A 15833-nucleotide genomic window follows, 5' to 3' on the forward strand; every position below is an offset into this window, starting at 1 on the left:
AATGGATGGGTCAGGAAAGCAGGCAAAGGAAGGAAGCAAAAAAATCGGGCAGATCACAGCGGCGCCCATGCCGCAGCCCGGCCTGGGCCACAGGCCGGCTGACCCAGAGGGCCGCTGCGGGTGGGGGACGATGAGGGTGAGGCGGCCGGCGGCTCAGAGCACCTTGGCCAGGAACTCCGCCGTGCGGGGGTGGTCGGGCTGGCTGAAGACTTTGGCGGGTGTGCCGGTCTCCAGCACGCGGCCCTGCTCCATGAAGACGACCGTGTCGGCCACCTCGCGGGCAAAGCCGATCTCGTGCGTCACGATGATGAGCGTGGTGCCAGTGCGCGCCAGCTCCTTGATCACATCGAGCACCTCGCCCACCAGTTCAGGGTCCAGCGCAGAGGTGGGCTCGTCGAACAGCAGCACCTTGGGCTTGAGCGCCAGGGCGCGCGCGATCGCCACGCGCTGCTGCTGCCCGCCGGAGAGCTGCCGCGGGTAGCTGTGCGCCTTGTCGGACAAGCCCACGCGCGCCAGCAGCTCCAGCGCCAGCGCTTCAGCCTCGGCACGCGGCAGCTTGCGCACGGTGACCGGGGCTTCGACGATGTTCTCCAGCACGGTGAGGTGCGGGAACAGGTTGAAGTTCTGGAACACCATGCCCACGTCCACCCGGCGTTGAAGGATGTCCTTCTCGCCCAGCTCGTACAGGGTGTCCGCGTCCTGGCGGTAGCCGATCAGCTCGCCATCGATGGCAATGAAACCATCGTCCACCCGCTCCAGGTGGTTGATGGTGCGCAGCAAGGTCGACTTGCCCGAGCCGGACTGCCCCAGGATCACCGTGACGCTGCCGGGCGGCACCGTCAGAGTCACGTCCTTGAGCACTCGCAGGGCGCCGTAGCTCTTGGACACGCCGTGGATGGTGACTTCACCACCGCGGTTGCGCTCGCCCGTCCAGCGCGGCACGGTGGCGACGGCGGGCGTGGGCGCTGCTGCCGGTGCGGTCACCGGTGTATCACCTTGAACGGCCACACGCCGCGCAGGCCACAGGCGCTGCGCAATGCCGCTGAAGATCGACGGCGGCAGGCTGCGCAGCGCGCCCTTGGAAAAATGCCGCTCGATGTAGTACTGCAGCAGCGACAGCACCGTGAGGATCACGAGGTACCACACGGTGGCCACCATCAGCAGCGGGATCACCTCCAGGTTGCGGCGGTAGATGATCTGGATGGTGTAGAACAGCTCGGGCAGGGCCAGGATGTACACGTTGGACGTGCCCTTGGCCAGCCCGATGATGTCGTTGAAGCCCGCCGGCAATATGGACCGCATGGCCTGCGGCAGCACGATGCGAAACGCCTGGCGGCGGCGCGGCAGGCCCAGGGCGGCCGCCGCTTCCAGCTGCCCCTGGTCCACCGACAGGATGCCGCCGCGCACGATCTCCGAAGCAAACGCTGCCTGGTTCAGCGTCAGGCCGATCAGCGCCGCCACGAACGGGCTGATGAGCTGCGTGGTGGGGTACGAGAAGAACGTCCAGCCGGTGAACGGCACGCCCAGGCTCACGGTCTCGTACAGGTAACCCAGGTTGTTGATGATGAGCAGCAGCACGATGACCGGGATGGACCGGAAGATCCAGATGAAGGTCCACGACAGCCCCGCCAGCAGCGGCGAGCGCGACACGCGGGCCAGCGCCAGCGCCGTGCCCAGCGTGAAGCCGAACAGCGCCCCCAGCGCGGTGAGCAGCAGGGTGCGGCCCAGGCCCACCAGCACGGGCTCCGAGAAGAAATACTCGCCGAAGATGCTCCAGCCCCAGCGCGGGTTGGTGAACACCGAATACAGCACCAGCGCGATGACCACCGCAGCAAACACCGTGCCGGCGGCCCGTGCCCGGTAGCGCGCGGGCACGACTTTGTAGTGCGAATAGTCGCCCTTCACTGGGGTGGGCGATGGGGTGGCGGCCGGAGCGCTAGGCGCATGGCTGTTGGCCACTGGCGGCGCGGCAGGGGTTGGCCCCAGCGGCAGACCGGCAGCGGCGTCCAGGGTGGTGGAGGTGGACATGGTGGTGAGGTCTCGCAGGCTGTCGGGGTTCGTGGAAAAGAGCGGGGGCCGGTGTGCTTGGCGGCTTTCAGGCCGCTTGCGCCACGACCGCGGCGTGCCCCACGCCCAGGGCGTGCGGTGTGGCGGGCGCCGTCGTCAACGTGGCGGCGGACTCCAGGCCGTCCGCTGCGAGCAACGTCTTCTCGAACGGCAGATGGCGGTACGTCTCGTGTGGCAGCGTGGTGTCGAACAGCGCCGTGTACCCGTGTCCCAGATACAGCCCGACGGCCTCGGGCTGGCGAAAGCCGGTGGTGAGGTACAGCCGCGCATAGCCCTGGCGCAGCGCCTGCGCTTCGAGCTCCCGCAGCACCTTGGCGGCGAGGCCCTGGCGGCGGTGGGCCGAATGCGTCCACACGCGCTTGAGCTCCGCCGTGTGCGCATCGCTGTGGCGCTTGAAGGCGCCGCCGCCAATGGCCTGCCCGCCGCGCAACAGCAGTACAAAATTGCCGCCGTGCTCCGGCGTGAACAGCTCGGGCGGATACTTTTCCATCTCGCGCTGCCCGCCCTCGCGGTCGTAGAACTCGCCGTAGCGCGACTCGTACTCGTGCGACAGCTCGTCGATGAGCGGGCGGGCCAGGGGATCGGCAGGCGAGGTGTAGATGAAGCTGTCACTCATGGGAGGGCTTTCTCGTGCAAGGGGTCTCAGGCCAGAAACCGCTCGGCCAGCCGCACCCAGTACGTGGCCGAGGGCGCCAGGATGGCGTCGTTGAAGTCGTAGTACGGGCTGTGCAGCGATGCCCCATCGCCGTTACCCACGAACACGTAGCTGCCCGGACGCTTGAGCAGCATGAAGGCGAAGTCCTCGCTGGCCGTGCGCGGGCGAAAGCCTGCGTCCACGCGGGCTGCGCCGAAGGTTTCGATGGCCACACTGCGTGCCAGCTCCGTCTCGGCCTCATGGTTGAGCACGGCCGGGTAGCCGGGCCGGTACGACACCTCGGCCGTGGCGCCGAAGCTCTCGGCCTGCGCGCGGGCAATGGCCGGAATGCGCTCCTTGAGCACCTCGCGCACCTCGCGCTTGAAGGCGCGGGCCGTGAGCTTGAGCTCCACACTCTCGGGCACCACGTTGGGCGCGTTGCCGCCATGGATGGAGCCCACCGTGACCACGCCCATGTCGAGCGGATCGACGTTGCGCGAGACCACCGTCTGCAGCGCGGTGATGATGTGCGCGCTGGCCACCACCGGGTCCACCGTCTCGTGCGGCGCGGCGCCGTGGCCGCCCTTGCCGCGCACGGTGATGGTGATCTGGTCCACCGAGGCCATGGCAGGCCCCGTCACGCAGCCGAAGTGCCCCGCGCCCACGCAGGGCCAGTTGTGCAGGCCGAACACCGCGTCGCACGGAAAGCGCTCGAACAGGCCCTCGCCGATCATGTGCTGTGCACCGCCGCCGTTCTCCTCGGCGGGCTGGAAGATGAGGTTCAGCGTGCCGTCGAAGCGGCCCGACTCGGCCAGGAAGCGCGCCGCAGCCAGCAGCACCGTGGTGTGCCCGTCGTGCCCGCAGGCGTGCATCACCCCGGCGTTCCGGCTGGCATAGGGCAGGCCCGTGGCCTCGGTGATGGGCAGTGCGTCCATGTCGGCACGGATGCCCAGGGTCTTGGTGCCCTGCCCTTTGCGCAGCGTGCCCACCAGGCCGGTGCCCGCGATGCCGGTGGTCACCTCGTACCCCCAGGACGCGAGGCGCTCGGCCACAATGGCCGAGGTGCGGTGCTCCTGGAACGACAGCTCGGGGTGCTGGTGCAGGTCCCGGCGCAATGCCTGGAACTCGTGGATGAAGGCGGCAATGCCCTCTTCCACGCTTTTCACCCGCTGCACGTCGTGTGCGGAAGCCGCTACGGGCAATGCTGCGCCCATCACGCCACCTTCTTCTCTGGCGCCGTGGCTGCGTCCGCATCGGCCTGCGCGTACCGGCTGGCCTTGCGCGGCAGGCCCAGGTGGTCGCGCAGGGTGTGGCCCGGCAGCGTGCGCTGGTAGCGGCCCCGCGACTCCAGCACCGGAATCACGTGCGCGATGAAATCATCAAGCCCCTGCGACAGCACGGGGAAGCCCAGGATGAAGCCATCGGCCGCGCCCTCATCCACCCAGCGGATGATCTCGTCGGCCACGCGCTCGCCCGTGCCGACGAACTGCGAGCGCGGCGTGGCGGCCTCCAGCGCCACCTGGCGCAGGGTCAGGCCACGTGCCTTGGCGTCGGCCTTGATGCGGTCGGTGGTGGAGCGAAAGCTGTTGCGGCCGATCTCGCCCAGCTCCGGAAAGGGCGCGTCCAGCGGGTACTGGCTGAAGTCGTGGTGGTCGAAGTAGCGGCCCAGGTAGGCCAGCGCTTCATCGACCGTGAGCAGCTCGCGGATGGCCTGGTATTTGGCGCCAGCCTCTTCCTGCGTGGCGCCCACCACGGGCCCGATGCCGGGGAAGATCTTCACGTCGTCGGCCTGGCGGCCATGCACCACGGCGCTGGCCTTGACCTTGCGCAGAAAGCTGCGCGTCTCCTCGACCGACGGCGAATGCGTGAACACCGCATCGGCGTACTTGCCCGCCAGGCCGATGCCAGCGTCGGAGGAACCCGCCTGAAAGATCACCGGCTGCCCCTGCGGCGACCGGCCGATATTGAGCGGCCCCGCCACCTGGAAGAAGCGGCCCTTGTGGTTCAGCGTGTGCAGCTTGGCGGGGTCGAAGAACTGGCCCGTGGCGCGGTTGCGCACCACGGCGTCTTCGTCCCAGCTGTCCCACAGGCCTTGCGTCACCTGCAGGTATTCGTCGGCGATCTCGTAGCGCAGCGCATGGTCGGGGTGGTTGCGGCTGTAGTTGCTGGCCGTGCCCTCCAGCGGTGTGGTCACCACGTTCCAGCCGGCGCGCCCCTTGCTGATGAGGTCCAGCGACGCGAACTGCCGCGCCACCGTGAATGGCTCGCTGTACGAGGTGGAGATGGTGCCCGCCAACCCGATCTTCGACGTCGCCACGGCCAGCGCCGACAGGATGGAGATGGGCTCGAAGCGGTTCAGAAAATGCGGGATGGACTTCGCGTTGATGAACAGCCCGTCGGCCACGAAGGCGAAGGCGATGCCGTTGGCCTCGGCCTTCCGCGTGGTCTCGATGTAGAAGTCGAGGTTGACGCTCGCGTCCGCGGGGCCTGCGGGGTGCTTCCACGAATTCATGTGGCCGCCCGCGCCGTGTAGCATGACGCCGAAACGGATGGGTTGTGGGGTGTTGCTCATGGTGTCTGTTCCTGGGGAAAGGGGGGCGGCCAACGGGTCAGGCCTCGGCGGTGGCATAGGCGCCCGCCAGCAACTCGACCGAGGCCAGGCGGTCGGCAAAGCCCGTGACGGGCGTGTCGACCACGAACTCTTCGATGCCGTAGCGCTCGCTGAGCGCATCGAGCTGCTCGCGCACCGTGTCGGGCGAACCGGCGATCACGTGGGGCCGGGTTTCTTCAAGCCGGTAGTCCGCCACGCCGGCCTGGCGCGCAAACTCCGCGGCGGCTTGGGCGCTGGGCAGGTTCACGCTTTGGCCGGTGGACAAATGCAGCTTGAAGACGCGCAATGCGCCCACCAGGCTGTCGGCCTGTGCCTGGGTAGGAGCCACGAGCGCATAGAGCGCCAGCGAGGGGGCGCGGCCCGCAGCTTCGCGGTACACGCGCACCGTGCGCTCGATGTTGACGGGGTCGCCGTTGAAATGGCCCGCGTACGTGAAATGCCAGCCGTGGCGCGCCGCCAGCACAGCGCTGTCGGGGCTGCCGCCGAGCAGATGGCGCTCGGGCAGGCTGGGCGGTGCGGGGTAGGCCACGGCGCCCGCCAGCGCGTGGTCCGGGTCCAGCGTGCCGTGCAGGAAGGCGTCCAGCTCCGCAAAGCGCGCGCTGAAATCGGACGGCCTGGATTTGTCGTGCAGCGCCTGCAGCGCCCGCGTGGACAGCGGCAGGCCGCCGGGCGCCTTGCCCACGCCCAGGTCCACGCGGCCGGGCGCCAGCGAGGCGAGCACCTTGAAAGCCTCGGCCACCTTGAAAGGGCTGTAGTGCTGCAGCATCACGCCGCCCGAGCCGATGCGGATGCGCGAGGTGCGCGCCAGCAGGTGGGCCACCAGCACTTCGGGTGCCGAGCCGGCCAGGCCCGGGTTGCCATGGTGCTCGGCCACCCAGAAGCGGCGGTAGCCCAGTTGCTCGGCACGCTGGGCCAGCGCTACGGTGCGCTGCAGCGCCTCGGCCGCCGTGGCCCCGTCGGGGATGGGACTTTTGTCGAGCAGGGAGAGGGTGTAGGACACGGTGGAGGCAGCGATTCGCGCATGGGTGATCAATGCGACAAATTCTGTGGCCCGACGGCCTGCACCGGTTGCGCTAACTTTTCATATCGATATGCGGCGCGCGCTGCGCCGCATACCGCCCGCGCCGTGGGTCAGGGGCGCTGCATGGTGCAGCTGTGGGGTTGCTGGGCCTTGGCGGCGGCGATCTGGCGCACCACGCGAAAGCCGTAGCCTGAGCCTTCCACGTCGAACTTCACGCCCGGTGCGCCCTTCTTGTCCATCACGCCCACCACCAGCGCCTGCTGGAACTGGTGATCCGCCGCGCGCATGCTTCCGCCCTGGCCCGACAGCTGCACATTCGCGCTCTCCATCTGCCGCGCCACGGCCACGGCGTCGGTGCCGCCCGCGCGTTCGATGGACTGGGCCAGCGCCTCGACCATGAGCTGCATGCGCATGTGCACGTAGTCATCCTGCGGCTTGGGAAAGCGCGTGCGGAACGACTGGTAGAACGCCTCGCTCTGCGCGCCCGGCACGTTGGGCAGCCAGTCGGCCACGGCCACCACCTTGCCGATGCCCGCGTCGCCGATGGCGGCGGGCGCGCCCAGGGCGTTGCCGTAGAAGGTGTAGAAGCTGCCTTCGTAGCCCACCTCGCGCGCGGCCTTGACCAACAGCGTGAGGTCATTGCCCCAGTTGCCCGTGACCACGGCCTGCGCGCCGCTGGTCTTGATCTTCACCGCATAGGGCGCGAAGTCCTTCACCCGGCCGATGGGGTGCAGCTCGTCGCCCACCACCGTCACCTCGGGGCGCTGGGCGGCCAGCTGCTTCTTCGCCTCGCGCAGCACGGCCTGGCCGAAGCTGTAGTCCTGGCCGATGAGGTACACGCTCTTGAGGCCCTTGTCTTCGCGCATCACTTCCATGAGCGCGGCCATGCGCATGTCGGCATGGGCGTCGAAGCGAAAGTGCCAGAAGCTGCACTTCTCGTTGGTGAGGATGGGGTCCACCGCCGAGTAGTTCAAAAAGATCACGCGCTTGTTCGGTTCGCGCTCGTTGTGCTTGTTGATGGCTTCGATCAGCACCGCCGCCGTGGCCGACGAATTGCCCTGCAGGATGACCTGTGCGCCGTCGTCGATGGCCGCGCGCAGTGCCGACAAGGCCTCTTCGTTCTGGCCCTTGCTGTCGTAGCGCTCCAGCGCCAGCGGGCGGGGGCCGCCGCTGCTGGCGGGCAACTGCACGCCGCCGCGTGCGTTCACACGCTCCATGGCCCAGTAGACGTTGCGGTACACCGCCTCGCCGGTGTTGGCGAACGCGCCCGAGAGGCTTTCGATGAGCGCCACTTTCACCGGTTTGGCCGGGGCCGCGGCCGTGGTGCCGGGCGCGGTCTGGGCATGGCTGGCGGAAAGGGGGGCCACAGCGCAGACCAGCGCCGTGGCCAGCGCCAAAACCGGTTGACGTAATGCCGCTGCGCCTGTTTTCAAGCCCACGGAGCGCAATTTATTCATGCCATTTTTCCCTTGAAAAGCAACCCGGCCGTACACAACTCCTTGGCATGCGGCGACCACGTCGAGAGCCGCGCAGTTTATAGGAGTTACCCATGATCTTCGCCCCCGTGATCCGCCGTGCCGCTTATGCCCAGTCCCCCCGTTCCGCCGACCTGGCGCTGCAGCGTTTCCTGATGGGCGCACTGGCCGCACCCGCAGCCCCGGCCTCTGCCGGCTGCGCCGTGACGCAGGACGAAAAGACCACCACCTTGCAGCTGGATGTACCGGGCCTGGCCCGCGAGCAGCTGTCCATCAGCATCGAAGGCAACCAGGTGCGCCTGCAAAGCGTGGAGGGCGCGCCCCGTCAGGTGCAGCGCGCCTGGGAGCTGGCCACTGATATCGACGTGGCCAACAGCTCCGCCAAGCTGGAAAACGGCGTGCTGACGCTGACGCTGGCCCGCCTGGAGCCCGTGAGCCGGGCCACGTCGCTGAGCATCCAGTAAACGGCTGCGCTTGCACAGTTACCCGCCCGCCCGCCCGCCCGCGCAGGGCGGGCCGCCTGCCGCCAGCACGACCGCTATTGATTCAATAGCTGAAAGCGCCCTTGCCGCAAGCGGCAGGGGCGCTTTTTCTTATGAAACGACCTGCCGACAGGCCTGCGCAGCGGCCGGAGAGCGCGCTCAGTGTGGCAATGCCGGAACCCGGGCCCGCGTGCGGTATTCGCTGGGGCTGCAGCCCACATGGGCGCGGAACACGCGGCTGAAATGGGCGCTGTTGGAGAAACCCCAGGACAGCGCGATGTCCGTGACCGACCGCTGCGCCTGCGCGCTGCTGCGCAGGTCTTGCAGGCACGCCTCCAGCCGCCGGTGCTGGATCATGGTGGCCAGCGTGTTCTCCTCGTCCGCCACCGCGTTGTACAGGTGCCGCTTGCTGCAGTTGAGCGCCTGCGCAATACGGTCGATGGTGAGGTCCGGGTCTGCGAGGTGGCGGTCGATGTACTGGCCGATGCGGTCCCGCAGGGCCTCGCGCTGCGACACGGCACTGTGCTGGCCGTTGCGCTCCAGCAGCGACAGCTGCACCAGGTGCGTGATCACGTCGGCCACGCCGTCGGCAGCGGCGTCGGACATGCTGGGCAGCTCGGTGAACGCAGCGCGCATGGTGTCCCACGCCAGGCGCGACACGCCCGTGGTGCCTGAAAACCGCTGCACCATCAGGTCGTCGAGCTTGAGCTTGCGCTCGGGCAGTTGTTCCTTGGGGATCATCAGCACCATCTGGCGCACGGCCTCCGGGTTGCTCACCGCGTAGGCGCGCGTGGTGTCGTACACGCTCCATTCGCCCGGCGACAGCCACACCTGGCGGCCGTTCTGCTCGAAGCAGGCGCGCCCTTCGAGCTGCGCCACCACCTTGATGTAGGCCCGGTCGCTGCTGCGGATGAGGCTGGGGGTGCGCACCACGCGGTGGCGGCTCACGTCGAGCTGGCACAGGTTGACGTAGCCCGCCTGGCCCGACGTGATGTGGCCCGCGAAGGCCTCGTCGCCAAACGCATCGGACTCCAGCCCGCCAATGAGGCGCCACACCGCATCGCCCCACAGGTGCAGGCGGTCGCGCGGTGGCACGGTGTCGGTCGATACCTCGGTCAGAGGGTGGGCCATGGGTGTCTCCAGTCGTCATGCAGACGGTGCCGCCTGTCTCAGCGGGATTATCGGCCGCGCCGCTATTCCTGCGGCGGGCACGGAAATCCGGGTAAACCCCCTGCGCCGTGCACGCTGGGACAAGGCTTTTGTGCACGCTCAGCCCAGCGTGCCGGGCGGCGTCTTCCTACGATCCGGGTACGGCCTGCACTGCGCGGGCCTCCCATCCGAGGAGACACACAATGACAACGCATTCACCATCCCAACCCTCCAAGCGCCAATGGATCAAGGGGGCCGCCGCCACCGTGGGCGCGCTGGCCGTGGCGCCGCAGCTGCTGGCCCAAGGCAGTGGCAGCGCCCCCGTGCGCATCGGCTACGCGATTGCCCGCACAGGCCCCTGGGCCGCAGGCGCCCAGGTCAGCCAGGAGCCCAACTACCTGCTGTGGGCCGAACAGGTGAACGCGGCGGGCGGCCTGAGCATCAAGGGCGCCAAGCGCCCCATCGAGCTCATCGGCTACGACGACCGCAGCGAGACCGAGACCTGTGTGCGCACCTTCGAGAAACTCATGGGCAGCGACAAGGTGGACCTGATCCTGCCGCCCTGGGGCTCGGGCGCCAACTTCGCCATCGCGCCGCTGGCCAACCGCTTTGGCTACCCGTTGCTGGCGCCCACCGCCCTGTCGCGCAAGCTGATCGACATGAACCTGCCCTACTTCTTCTCGCTGCTGCAGCAGCCCGACAAGATGATGGGCGCGCTGGTGGACATGCTGGTGGCCAACGGCGTGAAGTCGGTGGCCATCGTCTACATGGACGACCTGTTCGGCCTGGAAAACTTCGCGGCGCTGAACAACGCGCTCAAGAAGACCAGCATCCAGGTGGTGGAGCGCAAGAGCTACCCGCTGGGCGTGAAGGACCTGGCGCCCGTGCTGCGCGGCATCAAGGACCAGAACCCCGACGCCTTCATCGGCATCACCTACCCGCCCGACACCATCCTGGTCAGCCGCCAGGCGCGCGAGGTGGGGCTGAACCCCAAATTCTTCTACGCTTCGGTGGGCACCGCCTTCCAGCTGTACAAGAACGTGATGCAGGCCAACACCGAAGGCGTGATCGGCATGGGATCGTGGAGCGTGAAGACCAGCCCCGAGGCCAAGGCCTACTTCGACGCCCACGTGAAGAAGTTCAACAAGGAGCCCGACCGCTGGGCCAGTGGCCATGCCTGGGCGGGCCTGCAGATCCTGCAGCAGGCCGTGGAGAAGGTGGGCCTGGACCGCAAGGCGCTGCGCGAGCACATCGCCAAGAACGAGTTCAAGACCATCCTGGGCGGCATCCGCTTTGCAGGCAGCGAGAACGCCTCCATCCCTGGCACGGTGAGCCAGTGGCAGGGCAGCGACTTCGAGGTGGTGTGGCCCAAGGACCGCGCCACGGCGCAGCTGAACACCAACAAGCCTGCCTGGAAGTAAGACGGCATGTCCTTGACCTCCTGGGCCGAACTGGTCGCCAGCGGCCTCATTACCGGCGGCATCTACGCGCTGGTGGCTATGGGCCTGAACCTGCAGTACGGGCTGATGCGCATCATGAACATCTCGCATGGCGAGTTCCTGATGCTCGGCGCCTTCCTCACCTGGTGGGCGCACACCGCCTGGGGCTGGTCGCCGTTGCTGCTGATGCCCATCGCCTTCATCGCGCTGTTCGTGCTGGGCGTGGCGGTGCATGCGCTGTGCTTCAAGCGCCTGGCGGCGCGCGCGCCGAACGTGGACGTGTTCGAGGCGCGCAGCCTGATGGTGGGCTTCGGCCTGATGTTTCTGGTGCAGAACACCGCGCTCTTGATCTGGGGCGGCGACCTGCGCGGCTACGAATACCTGGCCGACCCGGTGCAGGTGGCGGGCATGCGCTTCACCGAGAACAAGCTGGTGCTGTTCGGCGTGGCGCTGGCGCTGTCGGCCGCGCTGGTCGCGCTGCTCAAGCTCACGCTGCTGGGCAAGGCCGTGCGGGCGCTGATGCAGTCGCCCACGGGCGCACAACTGGTGGGCATCAACACCCGGCGCCTGCACCCGATGATGTTCGGCATTGGCCTGGGCCTGTCGGGCGTGGCGGGGGCCCTGCTGTCGATGACCTACGAGATCTCCCCCTCGATGGGCGAGCCCTATACCGTGACGGCGCTGATCGTGATCACGCTGGGCGGCTTCGGCAGCCTGGCGGGCAGCCTGGCCGGTGGCCTGCTGCTGGGTGTGGTCGAGGCGCTGGGCATGCACTTCAGCAGCCCCTCTCTCAAGATGCTGCTGAGCTATGCGGTGTTCATCGGCGTGCTGATCTGGCGCCCCAACGGACTGTTCAAGAAATGACACCCCCTGAGCCGCTTCGCGTCTTCCCCCTCTCCTTCGGGAGGGGGACGCCACCCCTGGCCTGGCAAAGCCAGTTCCACGGTGGCACTGGCTTCGATCGCGCCGTATCCCTTCGCCCATGGCGAAACAAAGCACGACCAACAACTCCATGAAAAATTCATCCTCAAGGCCCTGGCTCGCGCTCGCCGCGGGCACGGCCGTGGTCGGCACCCTGCCCTGGCTGGTGTCCGAGTTCGTGGCCTCAGTGCTGCTCAGTTGCCTGATGTACATCGCACTGGCCACCAGCTGGTCGCTGTTCTGCGGCGCCACGCGCTACCTGTCGCTGGCCACATCGGCCTTCTTCGGCATCGGGGCCTATGCCAGCGCCACGTTGCTCGGCAGCCTGCCCTGGCCGCTGGTGATCGTGGCCGGCGCGCTGATCGCCGCCGTGGTGGCCGTGGTCATGGGCGCGGCGGTGCTGCACCTGCGCGGCACCTACTTCGCGGTGCTGACCTTCGGCATGACGGAGCTGATCCGCCACGCGGTGACCTTTGTCGAAAAGCAGGTCTCGGGCACCGTGGGCCGTGTGCTCACGGTGGTGCCCAGCAACGAGACGGTGTACCTCACGGTGCTGCTGATCGCGGCGGCGGCCATTGCCACGGCCATCGCCATCCAGCGCAGCCGCTTCGGCCTGGCGCTCTCGGGCATCGGTGCCGACGAGCAGCGTGCGCAGACCCTGGGCGTGGACACGCGCCTGGCCAAGATCGCGGGCTTCGGCATCACGGCCGCGTTTGCAGGCGCCGTGGGCGCGGCCATGGCGGTGCGCTGGACCTACATCGAACCGGCCGCCGTGTTCAGCCCCTTCATCGGCTTCCAGACGGTGCTGATCGCGCTGATCGGCGGGGCGGCCAGCATCGGCGGGCCGGTGCTCGCGGCCATCGTCTTCAGCCTGCTGGCCGAGACGCTGCGCCTGCAGCTGCCCTATGGCTACATGATGGTGCTGGGCCTGCTGCTCATCCTGTGCGTGATGTACCTGCCCAACGGGCTGGCCACGCTGTGGCAGCGCAAGCGGGCGGCCACGCCTGCAACAGAGGCCAGCCATGTCTGAAGCCCTGCTGACCATCGACAGCGTGACCGTGCGCTTTGGCGGGCTGACCGCCGTGGACGGCGTGAGCGCCAGCCTGCACGCAGGCGAGCTGATCGGCATCATCGGCCCCAACGGCGCGGGCAAGACCACGTTCTTCAACGCCATCTCGGGCGTGCAGCCACCGACCTCGGGCACGCTGCACTGCGGTGCCGACAACCTGACCGGCAAGGGCCCGCACCACTATGCGGCCCACGGCATCGCGCGCACCTTCCAGACGCCGCGCGTGTTCCCGGACATGACGGTGCGCGACAACGTGCGCTTTGGCATGCAGTTCGCGGGCCGCCACCGCCAGGGGCCCGTGGGCCTGCGCAGCGAGGACGAGATCCTGGCCATGCTGGGCCTGTCGGCCCTGGCCGAGCGGCCCGCGGCCGATGTGACGCCTTCGCAGCAGCGCCTGCTGGAGATCGGCATGGCCCTGGGCACGCGCCCGCGCCTCTTGCTGCTCGACGAGGTGGCCGCCGGCCTGACCGAGGCCGAGGTGGACGCCATGGCCCAACGCATCCGCCGCCTGCGCGATGACTGGGGCCTCACGGTGGTGTGGATCGAGCATGCGGTGACCACGCTGCTCAAGTACGTGGAGCGCGTGCTGGTGCTGCACCAGGGCCGCAAGATCGCCGATGGCACGCCCGCAGTGGTGGTGCGCAACCCGGAGGTGATCGAGGCCTACCTGGGCGATGAGATGGGCACACAGGCAACACCCGAAGGAGCCACGGCATGAGCGGCGCACACCTCACGGTACAAGGGCTGGTCACGGGCTACAACGGCTTTCAGGTGCTGCAGGACCTGTCGCTTGAGGCCCAGCCCGGCATCACGGTGATCGTCGGCCCCAACGGCGCCGGCAAGACCACGTTGCTCAAGGCGCTGGCCGGCCTGCTGCCGCGCCAGGGCACGGTGCAGCTCGACGGCCAGGCCGTGCCGGCCCTCAATGCGACCGCCTGCGTGCAACGCGGCCTGGCCCTGGTGGCCGAGGGCCGCCAGCTGTTTCCACAGATGACGGTGACCGAGAACCTGGAGCTCGGCGGTTGGTTGGTGCCCTCGCGCACGCGCGCCGAGCGCCTGGCCCAGGCCTTCGAGGACTTTCCGCGCCTCAAGGAGCGTGCCCAGCAACTGGCCGGCACCATGAGCGGCGGCGAGCAGCAGATGGTGGCCGTGGCCCGCGCCATGATGAGCGGCCCGCGCCTGTTGATGCTGGACGAGCCCTCGCTGGGCCTGGCCCCACGCATGGTGGACGAGCTGCTGGCCATCGTGCAGCGCATCGCGGCTCAGGGCGTCACCGTGCTCATGGTGGAGCAGAACGTGCGCAAGGCGCTGCAGGTGGCCCAGCGCGGCTATGTGCTGGAGCGCGGGCGCATCGTGGCCTCGGGCGATGCCGCCACGCTGCTGCAGTCCGACGCCGTGCGCCAGGCCTACCTGGGCGTTGCCTGAACGTCCCGCACCCCATCCCCATCGACTTTTCCTTCCTATTCATCCAGGAGACATTCAATGACTGCCATTTCCATGCTGATCAACGGCGAGCGCGTGCAGGCCGCCAGCGGCGCTACCTTCGAGCGCCGCAACCCGCTCGACGGCTCCGTGGCCACCACCGCGCCCGCCGCCACCGTGGCCGATGCCAAGGCCGCAGCAGACGCAGCCGCCAAGGCCTTCCCGGCCTGGTCGGCCCTGGGCCCCAATGCGCGCCGCGCGCTGCTGCTCAAGGCGGCGCACGCACTCGAAGCCAAGGGCGACGCCTTTGCTGCCGCCATGGCCGCAGAGACCGGCGCATCGGGCCTGTGGGCCGGCTTCAACGTGCACCTGGCGGCGGGACTGCTGCAGGAGGCCGCGGCCCTCACCACGCAGATCGCAGGCGAGGTGATTCCGTCGGACGTGCCCGGCAGCCTGGCCATGGGCGTGCGCCAGGCCGCGGGCGTGGTGCTGGGCATCGCGCCGTGGAACGCGCCCATCATCCTGGGGGTGCGCGCCATTGCCACGCCGCTGGCCTGCGGCAACACGGTCATCTTGAAGGGCTCGGAGCTGAGCCCGGCCACGCACGGCCTGATCATCGAGGCGCTTCAGGAGGCCGGCCTGCCGCCAGGCGTGGTGAACTTCGTGACCAATGCACCCGCAGACGCCGGTGCCGTGGTCGAGGCCATCGTGGCCCACCCGGCCGTGCGCCGCGTGAACTTCACGGGCTCGACCAAGGTCGGCCGCATCATCGCGCAGACGTGTGCCAAGTACCTCAAGCCCGTGGTGCTGGAGCTGGGTGGCAAGGCACCCTTGCTGGTGCTGGACGATGCGGACGTCGATGCCGCCGTGGCCGGCACCGTGTTCGGCTCGTTCGCCAACTCGGGCCAGATCTGCATGTCCACCGAACGCATCGTCGTGGACAACGCCGTGGCCGACGAGTTCGTGGCCAAGCTCGGCGAGCGCGCCAAGGCCCTGCCCCTGGGCGACCCGCGCAAGGGCCCGGTGGTGCTCGGCTCGGTGGTGGACATGGCCACGGTGCACCGCTGCAACGCGCTCATCGACGACGCGCTGGCCAAGGGCGCCACGCTGGTGTGCGGCGGCAAGAGCGACAGCACGCTGATGCAGGCCACCGTGCTCGACCACGTGACGGCCGAGATGGACATCTACCGCGAGGAGTCGTTCGGCCCCGTCAAGCCCGTGGTGCGCGTGAATGGCGTGGAAGAAGCCATTGCCTGCGCCAACGACAACGAGTTCGGCCTGTCATCCGCCGTGTTCAGCCGCGATGTGGCCAAGGCGTGGAACGTCGCGGCGCGCATCGAGTCGGGGATCTGTCACATCAACGGGCCGACGGTGCATGACGAGGGGCAGATGCCGTTCGGTGGGGTGAAGAGTTCGGGGTACGGGCGGTTTGGGGGGATGGCGGGGGTGCGGGAGTTCACGGAGCTGCGCTGGATCACGGTGCAGACAACCCCGAGGCACTATCCATTTTGAGGGCGTTGAAACGGCTCCCATGTACGGTGGA

At 68.5% G+C, this 15833-nt stretch carries 14 protein-coding genes; 7 read left to right on the forward strand and 7 right to left on the reverse strand.

Annotated features, from left to right (window positions below; genetic code table 11):
• Positions 1-153: 153 nt before the first annotated feature.
• The 6 genes from AC07PV_RS07280 to AC07PV_RS07305 form a co-directional block, all read right to left on the reverse strand.
• Complete coding sequence (locus AC07PV_RS07280; RefSeq protein ID WP_494629821.1) at positions 154-2028, reverse strand: amino acid ABC transporter permease/ATP-binding protein; 1875 nt, start codon at positions 2026-2028, stop codon at positions 154-156.
• 67 nt (positions 2029-2095) lie between these two features.
• Complete coding sequence (locus tag AC07PV_RS07285) at positions 2096-2683, reverse strand: GNAT family N-acetyltransferase (RefSeq protein WP_494629823.1); 588 nt, start codon at positions 2681-2683, stop codon at positions 2096-2098.
• A 26-nt stretch (positions 2684-2709) separates the two neighbouring features.
• Entirely contained in the window at positions 2710-3915 is a 1206-nt protein-coding gene (locus AC07PV_RS07290; protein WP_494629824.1) for a M20 aminoacylase family protein, read from the reverse strand.
• The gene (locus AC07PV_RS07295; RefSeq protein ID WP_494629825.1) at positions 3915-5273 is read right to left on the reverse strand and encodes an LLM class flavin-dependent oxidoreductase; all 1359 of its coding nucleotides are present in this window, start codon (positions 5271-5273) and stop codon (positions 3915-3917) included. The genes AC07PV_RS07290 and AC07PV_RS07295 overlap by 1 nt, the downstream gene beginning before the upstream one ends.
• A 37-nt stretch (positions 5274-5310) precedes the next feature.
• Positions 5311-6312, reverse strand: coding sequence for an LLM class flavin-dependent oxidoreductase (locus AC07PV_RS07300; RefSeq protein WP_494629826.1), 1002 nt, complete (start codon positions 6310-6312; stop codon positions 5311-5313).
• A gap of 131 nt (positions 6313-6443) precedes the next feature.
• On the reverse strand, positions 6444-7790 hold the full coding sequence (locus AC07PV_RS07305) for a branched-chain amino acid ABC transporter substrate-binding protein (RefSeq protein WP_218340646.1): 1347 nt from the start codon (positions 7788-7790) through the stop codon (positions 6444-6446).
• A gap of 92 nt (positions 7791-7882) precedes the next feature.
• Between AC07PV_RS07305 and AC07PV_RS07310 the strand changes: the two genes are divergently transcribed.
• Positions 7883-8272, forward strand: a complete 390-nt coding sequence (locus tag AC07PV_RS07310; RefSeq protein ID WP_218293895.1) for an Hsp20/alpha crystallin family protein — start codon at positions 7883-7885, stop codon at positions 8270-8272.
• Positions 8273-8449: 177 nt separating this feature from the next.
• On the opposite strand, the gene AC07PV_RS07315 is transcribed toward AC07PV_RS07310, so the two are convergent.
• Entirely contained in the window at positions 8450-9421 is a 972-nt protein-coding gene (locus tag AC07PV_RS07315; protein WP_369641903.1) for an AraC-like ligand-binding domain-containing protein, read from the reverse strand.
• 221 nt (positions 9422-9642) lie between these two features.
• Between AC07PV_RS07315 and AC07PV_RS07320 the strand changes: the two genes are divergently transcribed.
• From AC07PV_RS07320 to AC07PV_RS07345, 6 genes are all read left to right on the forward strand, one after another.
• A complete protein-coding gene (locus AC07PV_RS07320) occupies positions 9643-10860 on the forward strand; it encodes an amino acid ABC transporter substrate-binding protein (RefSeq protein WP_494600469.1) in 1218 nt (405 codons plus the stop codon).
• Between the two features lie 6 nt (positions 10861-10866).
• Entirely contained in the window at positions 10867-11742 is an 876-nt protein-coding gene (locus AC07PV_RS07325; protein ID WP_494629828.1) for a branched-chain amino acid ABC transporter permease, read from the forward strand.
• Between the two features lie 148 nt (positions 11743-11890).
• A complete protein-coding gene (locus AC07PV_RS07330; protein WP_494629829.1) occupies positions 11891-12829 on the forward strand; it encodes a branched-chain amino acid ABC transporter permease in 939 nt (312 codons plus the stop codon).
• Entirely contained in the window at positions 12822-13586 is a 765-nt protein-coding gene (locus tag AC07PV_RS07335) for an ABC transporter ATP-binding protein (protein ID WP_494629831.1), read from the forward strand. The genes AC07PV_RS07330 and AC07PV_RS07335 overlap by 8 nt, the downstream gene beginning before the upstream one ends.
• Entirely contained in the window at positions 13583-14293 is a 711-nt protein-coding gene (locus tag AC07PV_RS07340; RefSeq protein WP_494600468.1) for an ABC transporter ATP-binding protein, read from the forward strand. Before AC07PV_RS07335 ends, AC07PV_RS07340 begins: the two co-directional genes overlap by 4 nt.
• 57 nt (positions 14294-14350) lie before the next feature.
• Positions 14351-15802 carry an aldehyde dehydrogenase gene (locus tag AC07PV_RS07345; protein WP_494600467.1) on the forward strand — a complete coding sequence of 484 codons (1452 nt, stop codon included), beginning with the start codon at positions 14351-14353 and terminating at the stop codon, positions 15800-15802.
• Positions 15803-15833: the final 31 nt, after the last annotated feature.

This window comes from Acidovorax sp. GW821-FHT09A11, assembly GCF_059418365.1.

Bases quoted from the DNA above. Each gene is read 5' to 3' on its own strand.
- AC07PV_RS07320 (WP_494600469.1), top strand. From the start codon at position 9,643: ATGACAACGCATTCACCATCCCAACCCTCCAAGCGCCAATGGATCAAG.
- AC07PV_RS07280 (WP_494629821.1), bottom strand. From the start codon at position 2,028: ATGTCCACCTCCACCACCCTGGACGCCGCTGCCGGTCTGCCGCTGGGG.
- AC07PV_RS07330 (WP_494629829.1), top strand. From the start codon at position 11,891: ATGAAAAATTCATCCTCAAGGCCCTGGCTCGCGCTCGCCGCGGGCACG.
- AC07PV_RS07335 (WP_494629831.1), top strand. From the start codon at position 12,822: ATGTCTGAAGCCCTGCTGACCATCGACAGCGTGACCGTGCGCTTTGGC.
- AC07PV_RS07285 (WP_494629823.1), bottom strand. From the start codon at position 2,683: ATGAGTGACAGCTTCATCTACACCTCGCCTGCCGATCCCCTGGCCCGC.
- AC07PV_RS07305 (WP_218340646.1), bottom strand. From the start codon at position 7,790: ATGAATAAATTGCGCTCCGTGGGCTTGAAAACAGGCGCAGCGGCATTA.
- AC07PV_RS07315 (WP_369641903.1), bottom strand. From the start codon at position 9,421: ATGGCCCACCCTCTGACCGAGGTATCGACCGACACCGTGCCACCGCGC.
- AC07PV_RS07340 (WP_494600468.1), top strand. From the start codon at position 13,583: ATGAGCGGCGCACACCTCACGGTACAAGGGCTGGTCACGGGCTACAAC.
- AC07PV_RS07295 (WP_494629825.1), bottom strand. From the start codon at position 5,273: ATGAGCAACACCCCACAACCCATCCGTTTCGGCGTCATGCTACACGGC.
- AC07PV_RS07345 (WP_494600467.1), top strand. From the start codon at position 14,351: ATGACTGCCATTTCCATGCTGATCAACGGCGAGCGCGTGCAGGCCGCC.
- AC07PV_RS07325 (WP_494629828.1), top strand. From the start codon at position 10,867: ATGTCCTTGACCTCCTGGGCCGAACTGGTCGCCAGCGGCCTCATTACC.
- AC07PV_RS07310 (WP_218293895.1), top strand. From the start codon at position 7,883: ATGATCTTCGCCCCCGTGATCCGCCGTGCCGCTTATGCCCAGTCCCCC.
- AC07PV_RS07290 (WP_494629824.1), bottom strand. From the start codon at position 3,915: ATGGGCGCAGCATTGCCCGTAGCGGCTTCCGCACACGACGTGCAGCGG.